General features: G+C 74.3%; 16 protein-coding genes. 7 read left to right on the forward strand and 9 right to left on the reverse strand.

Going from position 1 to position 15280, the window contains the following annotated elements; all coding sequences use genetic code 11:
• Nucleotides 1-55: 55 nt before the first annotated feature.
• A complete protein-coding gene (locus CG736_RS21060) occupies nt 56-973 on the forward strand; it encodes an endonuclease/exonuclease/phosphatase family protein (RefSeq protein ID WP_157815676.1) in 918 nt (305 codons plus the stop codon).
• A gap of 389 nt (nt 974-1362) precedes the next feature.
• On the opposite strand, the gene CG736_RS21065 is transcribed toward CG736_RS21060, so the two are convergent.
• The 4 genes from CG736_RS21065 to CG736_RS21080 all read right to left on the reverse strand — a co-directional run bounded on the left by CG736_RS21065 (nt 1363) and on the right by CG736_RS21080 (nt 5546).
• Entirely contained in the window at nt 1363-2373 is a 1011-nt protein-coding gene (locus CG736_RS21065; protein WP_100587749.1) for a hypothetical protein, read from the reverse strand.
• 457 nt (nt 2374-2830) lie between these two features.
• Nucleotides 2831-3550, reverse strand: a complete 720-nt coding sequence (locus tag CG736_RS21070) for a TSUP family transporter (protein WP_100587750.1) — start codon at nt 3548-3550, stop codon at nt 2831-2833.
• A 98-nt stretch (nt 3551-3648) separates the two neighbouring features.
• Entirely contained in the window at nt 3649-4581 is a 933-nt protein-coding gene (locus CG736_RS21075; RefSeq protein WP_100587751.1) for a 1-phosphofructokinase family hexose kinase, read from the reverse strand.
• A gap of 110 nt (nt 4582-4691) precedes the next feature.
• Nucleotides 4692-5546, reverse strand: a complete 855-nt coding sequence (locus CG736_RS21080; RefSeq protein WP_100587752.1) for an Fpg/Nei family DNA glycosylase — start codon at nt 5544-5546, stop codon at nt 4692-4694.
• Between the two features lie 121 nt (nt 5547-5667).
• On the opposite strand from CG736_RS21080, the gene CG736_RS21085 reads away from it, so the two are divergent.
• Both CG736_RS21085 and CG736_RS21090 read left to right on the forward strand, forming a co-directional pair.
• Nucleotides 5668-6516 (forward strand): DMT family transporter, encoded by an 849-nt coding sequence (locus tag CG736_RS21085; protein WP_100587753.1) that lies wholly within the window; start codon nt 5668-5670, stop codon nt 6514-6516.
• 58 nt (nt 6517-6574) lie between these two features.
• Entirely contained in the window at nt 6575-7162 is a 588-nt protein-coding gene (locus CG736_RS21090) for a DUF4328 domain-containing protein (protein ID WP_157815677.1), read from the forward strand.
• Here CG736_RS21090 and CG736_RS21095 read toward each other — a convergent pair.
• Complete coding sequence (locus CG736_RS21095) at nt 7148-8566, reverse strand: PLP-dependent aminotransferase family protein (RefSeq protein WP_100587755.1); 1419 nt, start codon at nt 8564-8566, stop codon at nt 7148-7150. The two genes, CG736_RS21090 and CG736_RS21095, sit on opposite strands and share 15 nt — an antisense overlap.
• Nucleotides 8567-8610: 44 nt before the next feature.
• On the opposite strand from CG736_RS21095, the gene CG736_RS21100 reads away from it, so the two are divergent.
• From CG736_RS21100 to CG736_RS37900, 3 genes are all read left to right on the forward strand, one after another.
• Nucleotides 8611-9513, forward strand: a complete 903-nt coding sequence (locus tag CG736_RS21100; protein ID WP_100587756.1) for a DMT family transporter — start codon at nt 8611-8613, stop codon at nt 9511-9513.
• 67 nt (nt 9514-9580) lie between these two features.
• Nucleotides 9581-10000 (forward strand): TetR/AcrR family transcriptional regulator, encoded by a 420-nt coding sequence (locus tag CG736_RS21105; protein ID WP_232734096.1) that lies wholly within the window; start codon nt 9581-9583, stop codon nt 9998-10000.
• A 2-nt stretch (nt 10001-10002) separates the two neighbouring features.
• Nucleotides 10003-10155 (forward strand): hypothetical protein, encoded by a 153-nt coding sequence (locus CG736_RS37900; RefSeq protein ID WP_232734097.1) that lies wholly within the window; start codon nt 10003-10005, stop codon nt 10153-10155.
• Between the two features lie 7 nt (nt 10156-10162).
• On the opposite strand, the gene CG736_RS21110 is transcribed toward CG736_RS37900, so the two are convergent.
• The 4 genes from CG736_RS21110 to CG736_RS21125 all read right to left on the reverse strand — a co-directional run bounded on the left by CG736_RS21110 (nt 10163) and on the right by CG736_RS21125 (nt 13520).
• On the reverse strand, nt 10163-10612 hold the full coding sequence (locus CG736_RS21110) for a hypothetical protein (RefSeq protein WP_100587757.1): 450 nt from the start codon (nt 10610-10612) through the stop codon (nt 10163-10165).
• 6 nt (nt 10613-10618) lie between these two features.
• The gene (locus tag CG736_RS21115; RefSeq protein WP_100587758.1) at nt 10619-11125 is read right to left on the reverse strand and encodes a hypothetical protein; all 507 of its coding nucleotides are present in this window, start codon (nt 11123-11125) and stop codon (nt 10619-10621) included.
• A 184-nt stretch (nt 11126-11309) separates the two neighbouring features.
• Complete coding sequence (locus CG736_RS21120; RefSeq protein WP_100587759.1) at nt 11310-12395, reverse strand: sugar ABC transporter substrate-binding protein; 1086 nt, start codon at nt 12393-12395, stop codon at nt 11310-11312.
• 162 nt (nt 12396-12557) lie between these two features.
• On the reverse strand, nt 12558-13520 hold the full coding sequence (locus CG736_RS21125; RefSeq protein ID WP_100587760.1) for an EamA family transporter: 963 nt from the start codon (nt 13518-13520) through the stop codon (nt 12558-12560).
• A gap of 232 nt (nt 13521-13752) precedes the next feature.
• On the opposite strand from CG736_RS21125, the gene CG736_RS21130 reads away from it, so the two are divergent.
• The gene (locus CG736_RS21130; RefSeq protein WP_100587761.1) at nt 13753-15213 is read left to right on the forward strand and encodes a lipase maturation factor family protein; all 1461 of its coding nucleotides are present in this window, start codon (nt 13753-13755) and stop codon (nt 15211-15213) included.
• Nucleotides 15214-15280 lie beyond the last annotated feature (67 nt).

Here is a 15280-nt window from a genome sequence, read left to right on the forward strand (position 1 = left end):
CTCGGGGGAGTCGTGCCGCCCAACTACGCCATCGCGGCCGCGGCACCGCCTGCGGGTGGTCGTGGGTGCGGCCGCCGCGGCGCTGCTGCTCGGGATGGTGCCCGCCGTGCGGCACGGTGCCGAGTCGCTGATCGGCGCGGGCGGGCCGGACGGACCCCGGGTGACGGTGGCGACCTGGAACATGTGCGGGGTGACGGCCTGGGGCTGCGGCGGGTACGGCGGCGGCGAGCAGAAGGCCGAGGCGCTGCGCTCGCCGGCGAAGGACCCCGGGGCCCGGGCGATCCTGGTGCAGGGGGCCTGCCGGGGCGACCTGGACCGGGCCCGGGCCGGGCTCGGCACCGCCCGGCAGCTCGCCTTCCAGCTCTACCAGCAGCTGGACGGAGCGGGCGGCGCCACCCCGGTGGACTGCGGCAGCGGACGGGGCGAGGCCGGCATCGGCATCCTCGCGGCCGCCCCGCTCACGGACGTCTCACCGGTCGCCGCACCCCAGCCCGAGCACGGCCTGCGCCGCGGCATCCTGTGCGCCACCGCCACCGCCACCGCCGCAGCCACCGCCGCGACCGCCCGGCCCGGCGGCGGCCTGCGGCTCTGCGTCGCGCACCTCTCGCTGCCGCCCACCGACCGCTCGGACCGCGCCGCCGAACTCCGCGACGACCAGCTGTCCGCACTGCTCGAAGCGGGAACAGCGGGGACGCCGGGCCCGGCCGGCTCGGTGTTCGGCGGCCACTTCAACTCCTCGCCGCCGGGCCCGCGCAACAAGGACGCCCGGATCCGGCCGGCCGCCTCCTTCGACACCGTCCAGGAGTGCGCCCAGAACACGCCGGGCCAGCACACCGGCTTCGAGCGTACCCACGAGAACGGGCTCAAGCTGGACCACCTGTTCACCGCGCTGCCCCGGCACGGCTGCGCCCAGGAGGACACCGGCTTCTCCGAGCACCGGGCGGAGCTGCTCACCGTCGCGGCCGCGTTCTGACGGAGTGTCAACCACCGTAGCGCTGCCGGAGCCTGGCGTCCCGGGCGAGCGCGCCGGCCACCATGAAGCCGACCCGGCCGGGCGGCGAGACGCGGCCGTCGGCGTCGTCGGCGCGGACCTCGACGGTGTACCCGCCGCCGCGCCACTCCCAGGCGGGCCGCCAGGTCCACAGACCGTTCTCGACGGGGGGGCGCCGAGCCCGTGCTCCCCGATGGCGAGGTCGACCCGGTCGGCGCCGGGCGCGTGGCCGGTCAGCCGGACGGCGGGGCCGGGCACGTAGCTCTGGTCGGCAGCGGCAGTCGGGATCGGGGGGCGACCGGCTGAACGGCCGGCGGCCGGTGTGCCCCTCGGCGGGGCGCACCGGCCTCGGCGGAGTTCGGTCGGGTGGGTCAGGAGCCGGTGTCCGCGGCGACGAAGGTGTAGGCGCCGAGTTCGAGGAAGAGGGCGTCGGCGAGTTCGGGGACGCCGGTGAGGGGGACGGCGAGCCGGCGTTCGAGGGCCCCGGCGTTGTTGGTGACCGGGTTGTAGGCGCGCAGGACGATCCGGGCGTCGCACGGGAGCGGCTGGTCGAGCTGGACCACGACCGTGACGGTGCCGGAGTAGTCGGCGGGCAGGAGGATCGAGCGGGTGTAGCCCTCGTCGGTGCCGGGCGAGTAGATCTGTGCGGTCAGGCTGAACGGGGCCTTCTGGTCGGTGTTGGAGAAGGTCGCGGTGCCGGAGGGCAGGTCCGTGCCGGAGATTCCGAAGACGAATCGCGTGGGGGTGTTGTTCAGGTTGCAGATGGCCAGGTTGGCGAGCACGTAGTTGGTCCGCCGGCACGGGATGACGTCGATGTTGCGCCAGCCGACGTTGGGGTTGTACCTGACCCAGTTCAGGTAGTCGGCGAGCGAGCTGAAGGTGGGCAGCGTCGCGGACACGGGATGGGCGGGGGTGTCCACGGTGGTGATCGTGCAGTAGTGGCCCGGCGGCGTGTCGCTGGGGAAGAGGAACGCGGACCGGCTGACGCAGATCCGTCCGGGCGGGATCTCCCGGGAGCCGCCGCGGACGGTGAACGGCACGCTGGTGCCGCCGCCCTCCGCGGCGATCGGGGTCCAGGCCCGCGGGTCCAGCAGCAGTCCGCCGGGGGCGAAGTAGAGCCTGACGTCGCCGGAGGTGGGGCAGCCGGTCCGTAGGTTCTTCCCGCGGACGTAGATGCGGTTGAGCTGCCCCTGCACGATGGGGTGGCGCAGCCCGAGGTCGGGCCCGTTGTAGCTGGACTCCAGCAGATCGAAGTCGAGGATGTCGCTGCCGAAGGGGATGATGTCCGGGGACTCCCAGACCGGGTCGGCGGTGGGCGTCTGCCCCGTGTCCTGGAAGTTGTCCCGGACCAGGATGTCGTCCCAGCTGGCGGCGGCGTTCATGGTTCCTCCCGAGTGAATGGTGTGCCGGGGCGCATCCCGTGCGGCCTTCGCAGGCCGTGCCCGAAGGAGGGGTGTTCGTCGGGGCGGTGCGATTCCCCGGAAAGGAGTCCGTCGGACGGCCGGTGGAATCGGCGGTCCTCATCGGCGGCCGTGCGGGAGGTCGCCGGATTTGTCGGTTAGTCGGTCCTGACGGGGCGGGACGGCGAATGCGCCCGGTGCCGGACGCCGCGTCGGCGTCGTCGAAATCCAATGTATTGTGCTCGAACCATTCCGCCCAATACGCCGTCCGAGTGAACGTCGGCTGTCGTCGGTCGAGTGGGCGGAGCGGCGGAAGTCGACGATTTGCAGCGTCAAAAAGCCGAGCCGGAAAGCGAGTTGTTTCGGCAGGTGTTCCCGGCGCGGGATCCGGGGCCGGCCCGGTGGGCGAGCCGGCGCCGCCGGGCGAATCGGACCGGCGTCAGAGCCCGGCGGCCAGGCCCCTGAACAGGGTGAGCAGGCCGCCGGCGAGGGCCAGTCCGAGGACCAGTCGGCGGACGGGGCGGTCCGGGACGCGGCCGGCCATCAGGTGGCCGGCGACGGTGCCGACGGCGACAGCGCAGGCCGCGACCGTCCACTGCGGGGTGGACAGGGCCGGCAGGCCCTTCGCGCTCAGCGACATGACGTTCACCGCGAGGCCGAAGAACTGGGCGTTGGGCAGGAATTCGCGGGCCGACCAGCCGCAGTTCGCCGCGTACAGCGACACCGGCGGACCACCGACGCCCGCGGCCGCGTTCAGCAGTCCGCCGGCGGCGCCCGCCACCACCGCCCCGGGCACTCCGCGCAGCGCCGCCGCCCGGACGCCGAGCATCACCACCACGGACACCGCGCTCACCACCGTGCCGATCGCGACCAGCAGCACCGCCTCGGGCGCGACCGTCGCCAGCCGGGCGCCGAGCGGCACGGTGAGTGCGGCGGCCAGCACCAGCGGCACCATCCGTCCGGCCCGCACCCCGCGCCAGCCGACGGCCAGCCCGAGCACGCTGATCACCCCCGAGGCGCAGTTCGCCAGCCCCACGCCGCCGGCCGGGCCGAGCACCAGGACCAGCACCGGTGCGGCGATCAGCGCGAACCCCATCCCGGACAGCCGCTGCACGGTCGCTCCGACCAGTACCACCACTCCCAGCGCCGCAACGCCCACGCTCCGGACCTCCCGTCAGCGGCGTCTCCCGTGGGCCACGGTGGTCAGCGTACGGCCCGCCCTCCGGCCCCGGTCAACCGGCGGGTGGGGACGGGGAGTCACCAGCCGGAGGGGGAGGCCGCGCCGAGGCGGGCGGCGGTGAGGGAGTGGCGGAGGCGGCGGTAGGCGTCGTCGTCGAAGTGGCCGGCCCGGGGGTGCAGCACGGTGGCGGCGGACAGCGCCACCGCGTCGGGGAGGATCGCGGACCAGCCGGCGTTGCCGGACAGGCCGGCGGCGAGCGCCGCGACGGTGGAGTCGCCCGCGCCGGTGGGGTTGCCGGTGACGGCGGCGGGCGGGGCGCAGCGCCACGAGCCGTGGGCGTCGACGGCGAGCAGGCCGTCGGGGCCGAGCGAGGCGAGGACGGACTCGGCGCCGCGGCGCAGCAGGGTCCGGGCGGCGTCGTGCGGGTCGGGCAGACCGGTGGCGGCGGTGAGTTCGGCGGCGTTCGGCTTGACCGCGGTGGGGCGGGCGGGCAGTGCGGCGAGCAGGGCGGGGCCGTCCGCGTCGAGCACCACGGGAACGTCGAACCCGCGTCCCAGGGTCACGAGTTGGGCGTAGCCGTCGGCGGGGGCGCCGGGCGGGAGGCTGCCGGAGAGGACCAGGACGGCGGCCTGCGGGAGGTGGCGTTCGGTCTCGGCGAGCAGTGCGTCCCACTCGGCGGGGGCGAGCGCCGGGCCGGGCTCGTTGAACATGGTGGCGTCGGCGGTGTCGACCACGGCGACGGTGCGGCGGGTGTCGCCGGCGATCGGGACGGCGGCGTGGTCGAGCCCGGCGGCGGCGAGTTCGGTGCGCACCGCCTCGCCGGTGGGGCCGCCGAGCGGCAGGACGCAGCGGGCGGGGCGGCCGAGCGCGGTGAGCACCCGGGCCACGTTGACGCCCTTGCCGCCGGCCTGGGCGGCGATACCGGTGACCCGGTGGCTGGTGTGCGGGCGGAAGTGGGGGACGGTGTAGGTGACGTCCAGCGCCGGGTTGGGTGTGACGGTGAGGATCACGGTGGACGCCCCCAGGGACTTGGATACGGTCGGTCTGCTGATCGAAGCTGCTTGATCATAGCGAGATTCGCGCAGCTTCGATCACGGAAGCTTCGATCGGGGTGGGGTTGCTACTTGAGCAGTCGGGACAGTCGGCGGTCGGCCAGCACCCGCCCGCCGGTCTGGCAGGTCGGGCAGTACTGGAGCGAGGAGTCGGCGAAGTTCACCGAGCGCACGGTGTCCCCGCACACCGGGCAGCGCTCGCCGGCCCGGCCGTGCACCGCAAGGCCGGCCTTCTTCTCCGACTTCAGCCCGCCGACCGGCGCCGCCCGCAACTGCTCCAGCGCGCCGCCCAGTTCGTGCCGGACGGCGGCGTGCAGCCGGGCCAGCTGCTCGGCGTCCAGCGAGGCCGCCAGTGCGTACGGGGAGAGCCTGGCGGTGTGCAGGATCTCGTCGGAGTACGCGTTGCCGATGCCGGCCAGGACGGTCTGGTCGGTCAGGAAGGTCTTCAGCCGCTGCCGGGCCCCGGCGGCCAGCGCGGTCAGCTGCCCAGGGGTGACGGCGAGCGCGTCGACGCCCAGGCGGGCGATGCCGGGGACCTGCTGAGGGTCCGTCACCACGTGGGCGGCGAGCCGCTTGGTGGTGCCCTGCTCGGTGAGGTCGAAGCCGCTGCCGTCGTCCAGCACCAGCCGCAGTGCGAGCGGGCCGCGCCGGCCCGGCGGTTTGGCGGGGAAGGACTCCCGCCGGTGCACCCAGCCGGCCCGGGCGAGGTGCACCACCAGGTGCGGGCCGCCGTCGGTGGCCAGGTCGAGGAACTTGCCGTGGCGGGACACCCCGCTGACGGCCCGTCCGGTGAGCGCCTGCACCGGCGGGTCGACGGTCTTCAGCGCCTGGATCGACAGCACGTCCACACGCTCCAGGACGCGCCCGGCGCAGGCGGCGGTCAGCCGCTCGGCGAGCGCCTGTACTTCGGGGAGTTCGGGCACCCGTCCAGTCTCGCCCGGCCCTGCGCGGGCGGGCCACCGGGGCGGTGGTGGACGGGTGACGGCCGCACGCTAAGTTGTCTGTACAAGTGGATGGTCGGGGAGCTGTCGGAGGGAGACGCCGGTGAGCCAGAACGCCGTGCCGTTCGTGGTGTTGGCGGCCGCGCTGCTGCACGCGGTGTGGAACGCGCTGGTGCACGGGGTGCGCGACCGGTTGGCCGGGCTGGCGCTGATGAACGTGGTGTTCGCGGCCTTCGGCGCGGTCTTCGCGCTGGTCGTGCCGCTGCCGGGCGCCCGCGCCGTGCCGTACCTGCTGGCCTCGACCGCCCTGCAGCTCGGGTACCAGCTGCTGCTGGCCCGGGCCTACCGGCTCGGCGACTTCGGCCAGATGTACCCGATCGCCCGCGGCACCTCCCCGGCGGTGGTCGCCCTGCTCGCCGCGACCGTCCTGCACCACCCGCTGCCGGTGGGGCAGGTCGCCGCCGTCGCGGTGATCTCGCTCGGCCTGGCCGGACTCGCCCTGGTCGGCGGGTGGCCGCGCCGCGACCAACTCCCGGCGCTGGCCGCCGCGCTCGGCACCGGCGTGCTGATCGCCGGCTACACCGTGGTGGACGGGAGCGGGGTGCGCGCCGCCGCCTCCACCGCCGGTTACATCGCCTGGATGTTCCTGCTGCAGGGCCTGGCCGTCCTCGCCGCCGTCCTCGCCGTCCGCGGCCGCGCCCTGCTGCCCGCGCTGCGCGAGGGCCGCGCCGCCGCGATGGCCGGCGGCCTGATGTCGCTCACCGCGTACGGCCTGGTGGTGTGGGCGCAGACCGTCGGCGACCTGCCCACCATCGCCGCGCTGCGCGAGACCTCCATCGTGATCGCCGCCCTGATCGGCACCCTCGTCCTGCGCGAACGCCTCGGCGCGCTGCGCCTGGCCGCCAGCGCCACCGTGCTGACCGGCATCGCACTGCTGGAACTCGCCCGCTGACGGCGGGCCGGGTCTGCTGATGTCCAGCGGATTTCACTCGCAGCCAAGGGGAGTTCAGATGGACCGGCCGACCGCACCCGCCAATCCGCGGGAGTCTGCGCGCGGCCTCGGGTGGGCGCTCGCGCTCCAGGGGCTCCTGGAGTTCGGATCGGTCGTCGTCGTCCTGAGCGGGCTGAGGCCGGCGTCGGAGGTCGTGGGACTGATCATGGTCGGCTACCTGCTGCTCGTCGTCGTGTCCTGCTCGGCCGGCGCGGTCTGGGTGCGCAAGTGCTGGCGCAACGCCGAGGCGCTCGCGCCCGGGAGTCAGCCGTACCGGCTGGGCCCGACCACCGCGGGCTGGCTGATCCCGGTGGCCAACCTCTGGATGCGCCGGCGGATCCTGCTCGGCCTGTGGCGGACCCTGGGGGTGAGCGCCGACCCGATCCTGGTGCACCTGCTCTGCGTGGTGGCTCCGCTGTCCGCCCTCGGGGGCCTGCTGCCCGGTGACAAGTCGGCCCCCGTGGTGGCGGACATCGTCCTGGCGGCGCTGTTCATCCAGGTGGTCCGCCGGATCACGGCCCGTCAGTCGGCCGTCCTCGACGTCCCGGCGAAGGAGGACTGGGAGGCCGCCGTCGAGGCCGACCGGGCGAAGCTATCCGCCAAGTGATGTCGACGCGGCGGCCAACCGGTGGGCGGCGTCCGCCAGTTGGGCATGGTTCTCGGCTCCGGCCCAGCTCACCCGGACCCGCGGGGCCGGTTCCGCGGTGAAGTAGCCCGTGCCGGGGGTGACGGTGACGCCGTGGCGCAGCGCGGCGGCGGCGAAGGCGGCCGGGTCGATGTGAGCGGGCAGCGGCAGCCACAGGTGGAAGCCGCCGTACGGGAGCCGGGCGGGCAGCAGGGCCGGGGCGCGGTCGGCCAGGGCGGCGGCGAACAGCTGCCGGCGGGCGGTCAACTCCCGCCCCAGCGTGCGCAGATGGCGCGGCCAGTCGGCGGAGGTGACGAGCTCCAGGGCGGCTTCCTGGAGCGGACGCGGGACGAAGAAGGAGTCCACCGTCTGGACGGCGCGCAGCCGGGCCAGCGCCGGGCCGCGGGCCACCAGCGCCCCCACCCGCAGGCTCGGCGAGGCCGCCTTGGTGAGCGAGCGCACGTGCACCACGGTGCCGTCGGGGTCGTCGGCGGCCAGCGGCGGCGGCAGTTCGGGGGCGTCGGTGTGGGCCAGCAGCCGGGCGAAGTCGTCCTCCACCACGAACGCTCCGGCGCGCTTCGCGGCGGCCAGCACGGCCCGCCGCCGCTCCGCGCCGAGCACCGTGCCGGTCGGGTTCTGGAACAGCGGCTGGCAGACGAACAGCCGGGCGCCGGACACCGCGAACGCCTCCGCCAGCCGCTCGGGACGCACCCCGTCCTCGTCCACCGGAACCGGCACCGGACGCAGTCCGGCGGCCCGGGCGATCGCCAACAGGCCCGGATAGGTGGGGGATTCGACCAGCACCGGCGCACCGGGCGGGGCCAGCGAACGCAGCGCCGTGGTCAGCGCGCTCTGGCCGCCGGCGGTGATCAGCACCTCGGCCGCGGTGACGCCCCCGCCGACCTGCCGGGCGAACCAGCCGCGCAGCTCCGGCAGGCCCTCCAGGGGCGGACGCCCCCACGCGCCGGGGCGGCGGCCCGCCCGGGACAGCGCACCGGCGAGCGCCCGCTCGGGCAGCAGCGACGCGTGCGGGTAGCCGCTGTTCAGGTCGATCACCTCCGGCGGGGCCAGCGCGAGCGCCGTCAGCACCCCCGCGGCGTCCACCGTCCGGGCCGGCGGCGCACCCGCCTCCGCACTGAGCGCCACCTCCTGCCAGGAGAAGTCGCCCTGCGGGAGAGGAGCGGGCCGTGGCTCGGCCCGGAACACCCCCGCGCCCGGACGCGCCACCACCACGCCCTCCGCGACCAGCTCGCGGATCGCCCGGGACACCGAGACCGGACTGACCCGGTAGCGCTCCACCAGCTCCCTGCTACTGGGAATCCGCTCGCCCGGCGAGTAGCGCAACACCGTGCTGCGCAGCGCTTCCGTCAGCTCCTGCACGGTCATTGACAGACCTTCCGATCGCCTGAGGGCAACTGCTACCGTCCTGTATGTCAGCACAGAATAGCGCTATCGCCCCACTGCCAGTAGCAGTCACCGGAACCGTCCAGGCCGCGCTGGGGACGCTCGCCTTCTCCTTCACCTTCCCCGCCATGACGTGGGCCCTGCGGGGCTTCGGGCCCTGGACGCTCACCGGACTGCGCGGAGTCCTGGCCGGGCTGCTCGCCGCGGCCTGCCTGGCGGCGGCCGGCGCCCGGATGCCGCCGCGGTCCGCCTGGTCGGGCCTGGCCGCCGTGGTGGCGGGCTGCGTGGTCGGGTTCCCGCTGCTGTCCACCTTCGCCCTGCAGCAGGCCTCCACCGCGCACTCCGCCGTGGTGATCGGCCTGCTGCCGCTGGCCACCGCCGCGGTCGCCGCCCGCCGCGCCGGAACCCGACTGCCCCGCGCCTTCTGGCTCGCCGCGTTCGTCGGGGCGCTCGCGGTGCTGGCCTTCACCGTCCGGCAGAGTCACGGCGCGGGACTGGCCACCGCCGACCTGTACCTCTTCGTCGGCCTGCTGATCTGCGCCGTCGGCTACGCGGAGGGCGGCCGGCTGGCCCGCACCCTGCCCGGCTGGCAGGTGATCGCCTGGAGCCTGGTCGCCGCCCTCCCCGTCACCGCCGTCACCGCCGCCCTCGGCCTGGCCGCCGAACCCGTCCACTGGACCTTTCGCGGCGTCACCGGGCTGGCCTACCTCGGCGTGGTCTCGCAGTTCCTCGGCTTCGTGGTCTGGTACCGCGGCATGGCCGCGATCGGCGTCCCCCGTGCCAGCCAGCTCCAGCTCGCCCAGCCCCTGTTGACGATCTGCTGGGCCGTCCTGCTGCTCGCCGAGCCGCTCCCGGCCCTCGCCGTCCCGACCGCCCTCGCGGTCGTCGCCTGCATCGCCGTCACCCAGCGCACGGCGGGCGGGCGCTGAGCGGCTCAGCGGCTGAGTGGCAGGGGTCGGGCGGACTCGACGGGGAGGCGAGAGTTCGGCGATCCCGTTGGAGCTGCTGCGGACCCCGCCGCCCAAGGGGCGCGCCGACGCCGCCCGCAACCGCGCCGCGGTGCTGGCGGCCGCCGCCCGGCTGTTCGCCGAGCACGGCGTGGACGCGGTCTCGACGGACCAGGTGGCGACGGCCGCGGGCGTCGGCAAGGGCACGTTGTTCCGGCGCTCCGGCGACAGGCCGGGGCCGACGGTGCTGCTGCTGGACGCCCGCGAGCGCGAACTCCAGGACGGGATCCTGCACGGGCCGCCGCCGTTCGGTCCGGGCGCGTCGGCGCAGGAGCGCGCGGTCGCGTTCGTCGCGGCGTACGTCGACCACCTGCTGCCGCACCTGGCGCTGGCGCGGATGTCGGAGACCGCCGCGCCGGGCGCCCGCTACCCCGGATCGGCGCGTACCGGTTCCGGCGCCGCCACCTGACGGTGCTGCTGGCCGGCGCCCCCGACCGGCAGCACACCGCGCCCGCCCCGCCGGCGGCGCCGGCCGCCGAACACGTCACGGCGCTGCTGCCCGAACTCGGCGAACGACGGCTGCGCGAGGGCGTCGAGCGGTCGGCCCGCGCCGTGACGGCGTGACGACGGGTCAGGCGGCGGTTCCCGTCCGGTAGTACAGCGACTCGCCGGCCGCCACCGCGCGGCGGGCCAACCCGGCCATCGCGGAGAGCTGTTCGAGCGCGGCGGCAGGCGGTTCGACGCCCTGGTACGGCCGCAGCGCGGCGAGCCCGGCCGGGCTCGCGGCGGCCAGTGCGTCGCGGACGGCCGGGTTGATCCCGTACGTCCACGGCTCCCCGAAGTGGGGCGCGTTGGACAGAAAGCAGCCGTACGCGGCCGGGTCGATCTCCGGCCAGATGAGACCGGTGATCAGCGACGGGTCCGGCCCGTCGACGACCAGCTCCTCCATCAGCAGCAGGACGTCGACCGGGTCGGTGAGGCGCGCGCGCAGGCCGTCGAAGGCGGGCAGCGCGGGGCCGCCGCCGAGGGTGGTGAGGACGGCGGCGGCGTTCGGGGCGCGGAAGAACTCGAGTTCGGACAAGCGGAGTCAGCCGGAGAGGGCGCAGTACAGGTGCTGCTGGGCCTTCTGGGCACGGCGGGCCAGGACGCCCAGGCGGTGGATCAGCTGGACGAGTTCGGCGGTCGCCAGCGGCCGGAGCTCCTCGGCGCGGGCCCAGCGGGCGGCGAGTTCGGGCAGCCGCTTGCGCTCGATGGTGGCGAGGATGTCGCGGGTCTCGTCGGGCAGTTCCACCACCCAGGGCCCGGTCATCCACGGGTCCTCCCGGTCTACCTCGGTGACCGACCCCTCCTCCGTCACCCAGGGCTGCGGCCCGGTAGGCCAGATCGAGCGGTCCGGCGCGCCGCCGGCCTCGAACTCCTTGGTCTCCACGGCGGCCACCAGCCGGCGCAGCACGGTGGTCGGATCGATCCGCTTGGCCCGCACGGATTCGAACGCCTCCGCGGGCTTCCCCTCCTTGTCGGCCAGCACCGTTCGCACGGCCGTCTCGTCGGCAGCCCGGAAGTAGTCGGTCTGCAGGTCAAGGTCCAGGATCATGTCGCACGCTCCCCTCGCTCGGCAAGGTGCCCAGTGGACCACGGCGAACGGACGCTTGGGTACCGGGCCCCCGGTTCGCCGCCGTCCTGTGACCTCGCGGCCGCCGCCGGGGCCGCCTACCGGAGAGCGGGCCGAGCGGGCCGCGGGACACCCCCGCACAGCGGAGTCGCGCGGCCCGTTCCGGTCAGTAGGCGCCGGGTATGTTCGCGGCCCGGCAGGCCTGCGCGTACTGCGGGGTGCAGATCTCCTCGGCCTTGTACAGGCCGGCCGCGACGATGGTCTCGGCGACCTTCGCCTTGGTGACGACCACCGGGCTGAGCAGCATGGACGGGATCTGGCTGCCGTTCGAGTCGGTGATGGTGGCGGCCACCGAGGTGACGTCGATGCCCTTGACCAGGTAGACCGCCATGTTGGCGGCGGCCTCGGCCTCCGGCTGGTACGGCTTGTAGATGGTGTACGCCTGCTCGCCGGTGAGGACCCGGCGGACGGCGTCCAGCGAGGCGTCCTGCCCGCCGACCGGGACGTCGGTGCGTCCGGCCTTGTGCAGCTCGTCGATGATCGCGCCGGCCATGCCGTCGTTGGCGGAGTAGACGGCCTGGAAGCCGTTCTTCCCGAGCTTGTTGATCGCCTCGCCGACCTTGGCGGCGGCCACCTCGGGCTTCCACTCGCCGGACTGCTCGTAGGCGACCCGCTTGACCTTGCCGTCCAGCGCGTGGTGCGCGCCGGCCTTGAAGTCGGCGGCGTTCGGGTCGGTCTCCGCGCCGTTGATCATCACGATCTCGGCGCCGGCCGCCCGGCCGCCGAGCGCGTCCAGCAGGGCCTGGCCCTGCAGTTCGCCGGTGCGCTTGTTGTCGAAGGAGATGTACGCGGCGACGTTGCCGGCGGCCAGCCGGTCGTACGCGATGACCTTGGTGCCCTTCTTGGTGGCCTCGTCCACCCACGGCGCGGTGACGGCGGCGTTCACCGGGTCGAGCAGGATCACCTTGACGCCGCGGGCGAGCAGCGCGTCGAACTGCTGCTTCTGCGCCTTCTCGTCGCCGTCGGCGTTGGCGTAGTCGATGGTGCACTTGGTGCACAGGCCGGTGACGGCGGTCTCGATCAGTGGCTTGTCGAACGCCTCGTACCGGGTGGAGGAAGCGCGTTCGGGCAGCAGCAGGCCGATCGCCTGGTTGCCCGAGGACGTGTTCTTGCCGCCCCCGCAGGCGGCAAGCGACAGCGTCATCGACACGGCGGCCGTGCCGATGACGAGTCGACGCGTCATCGAATTCATGGTGGGTGGTGCCTCCCTGAGAGCGCCGCGTCCTTGCGGCGAGAGTGAAGGGGAGTCAAGCCCACCCGTCATGTGTCGTCAAGAAGTAAATCATCGCCCGGGGAGGGTGAGGCAAGTCGTTACCTTCTTGAAGGCATCGAGCGAGGTCGGTCCGCGTCGCGTTCAGCGGGCGTTGCGGGCCACCAGGAACACCCCGCCGACGACTATCGCGCCGCCGAGCATGATCGGCCAGGTCAGGGCCTCGGAGAGGAGCAGCCAGCCGAGGAACACGGCCACCACCGGGTTGACGTACGCGTAGGTGGCGACCAGCGGCAGCGGTGCGCGCTGCAACAGCCAGGCATAAGACGTGAACGCGACGATGGAGCCGAACAGCACCAGGTACCCCAGCCCGACCCAGGACGCCGTGGACACCGCCGCCGGGTCGAAGTCGCCCGGCTCGCCGCGCAGGAACGACAGCGCGAGCGCGCCCACCGCACCCGCCAGCATCTCGTACACGCTCGCCACGAACGGGTCGGCCGGCAGCGGCAGTCGGCCGGCCAGCACCGAGCCGAGTGCCCACACCACCGCACCGATGACCACCAGCACCAGGCCGGTCAGCCCCACCTGGCCGGTCAGGCCCGGCGCGGTCAGCACCGCCAGGCCCACCAGACCGAGCAGCACGCCCGCCAGCGTGGCCGGGTCGGTCCTGGTCCCGAACGCCCGGCGCAGCAGCACCACCCACAGCGGCACGCTCGCCACCATCAGCGCCGCCAGCCCCGACGGGACGGTCTTCTCCGCGAGCACCACCATGCCGTTGCCGCCGGTCAGCAGCAGCACGCCCACCAGTGCGGCGGAGGCGAACTGACGCCACGTCACCCGCAGCACCCCGATCCCGCGACGGGCCGCCAGACCCACCGCCAGCAGCAGCCCGGCGGCGGCGAACCGCAGCGCGCCGGACAGCAGCGACGGCATGGTCTCCACCACCACCCGGATCGCCAGATAGGTCGACCCCCACACCACGTACACGATGCCGAGCGCCGCCCAGACCGCCGCCCCCAGCCCGGCCGGGCGGTCGCCGGGACCGGGCGAGCCGTCGGTGGGCGGACAGTCGGGTTCGGCGGCGGACTGCGGAGAGGTGGCGGACATGGGCGTCTCCTTCTCTTGCTCCTGACAGGGTTCGGCGGAATGACACCACACTCCGCCCGCGACCGGCAGGGGGTTTCACCGGCCGATACGGGCAGAAGCCCGATCGCGCACGCCGGGCAGGGCCGACCGGATGAACCGGCGCACCACCGCACCCCCAACCGGCCCCGCCCCGGCCGCCGCGGATGGTAGGCATGGTGGCGGCCCGAGCGCAGCCGACCCGAGGAGCGGCCGGATGGCATGGTTCGCCGCCCCCGAGTACCGGCTCGCCCGCGAGCTGTTCCTGCGCCTGCTCGCCCTCGTCTACTTGTGCGGATTCCTCGCCGCCGCACGCCAGTTCCGCGCCCTGCTCGGCACCCGCGGCCTGCTCCCGATCCCGCGCTTCGTCGCCCGCGTCCCGCTGCGGCACGCCCCGAGCCTGTTCCACTGGCACTACAGCGACCGCCTCTACGCCACTGTGGCCTGGACCGGCGCCGCACTCGCCGCCGCCCTGCTCGCCGGCCTCGCCGACCGGGTTCCGCTCGCCGCCGCGATGGCCCTCTGGGCGCTCGCCTGGGCGCTCTACCTGTCGATCGTCAACGTCGGGCAGACCTGGTACGCCTTCGGGTGGGAATCCCTGCTGCTGGAAGCCGGCGCCCTCGCCGTGTTCCTCGGCAATGCCGACACCGCGCCGCCCGTCCTCGGCATGTGGCTGCTGCGCTGGCTGCTGTTCCGCGTCGAGTTCGGCGCCGGACTGATCAAATGGCGCGGCGACGCCTGCTGGCGCAAGCTCACCTGCCTCTACCACCACCACGAGACCCAGCCCATGCCCGGGCCGCTCAGCTGGTACTTCCACCACCTGCCCCGGCCCCTGCACAAGGCCGAGGCCGCAGCGAACCACTTCGTCCAACTCGTCGTCCCGTTCGGCCTGTTCCTCCCGCAGCCGATCGCCTCGGACGCCGCCCTGCTGATGGTCGCCACCCAGCTGTGGCTGATCGCCTCCGGCAACTTCGCCTGGCTGAACTGGCTCACCGTCGCCCTCGCCCTCGGCGCCCTCGACACCGGCACCCTGCGCCGCGTCCTGCCGATCGCCCCCGACCCGCACTACCCCGCCCAACCCGCCTGGTACCAGGCCCTGGTGGCCGCCTACACGCTGCTCGTGCTGGTCCGCTCCTGGCAGCCCGTCCGCAACCTGCTCTCCCCCCGGCAGCAGATGAACCGATCCTTCGACCCGCTCCACCTCGTCAACACCTACGGCGCGTTCGGCTCCGTCAACCGGGTGCGCCACGAGATCGTCCTCGAAGGCACCCGGGACCAGGACGGCGCCCACGGCTGGCGGGAGTACCACTTTCGCGGCAAGCCCGGAGAACTGCGTCGACTGCCAAGGCAGTTCGCGCCCTACCACCTCCGCCTGGACTGGCTGATGTGGTTCGCCGCGATCTCGCCCGCCTACGCCCGCGGCTGGTTCCTGCCGCTGCTCGCCCGGCTTCTCGTCAACGACCCCGACACCCTGCGGCTGCTGCGCCGCAACCCGTTCCCCGACACGCCGCCCGCCCTCGTCCGGGCCCGCCTGTACCGCTACCGCTTCACCACCGGCCCCGAACTGCGCGACACCGGCGCCTGGTGGCACCGCACCCCGCTGCGCGACTACCAGCGCCCCATCGGCCTCGCCGAACTGCGCCACCTCGCCCCCGAAGCGCCCGGAGCCCGCCGGTGATCCGACCCAACTCCCGCCCGCCACCCGGGAAGGGCGTACTGTCGGTGCCGATCCCTACCGTACGGAC

Origin of the sequence: Kitasatospora sp. CB02891 (assembly GCF_002803145.1) — a bacterium.
In the GTDB taxonomy this organism is placed as follows: Bacteria; Actinomycetota; Actinomycetes; order Streptomycetales; family Streptomycetaceae; genus Kitasatospora; species Kitasatospora griseola.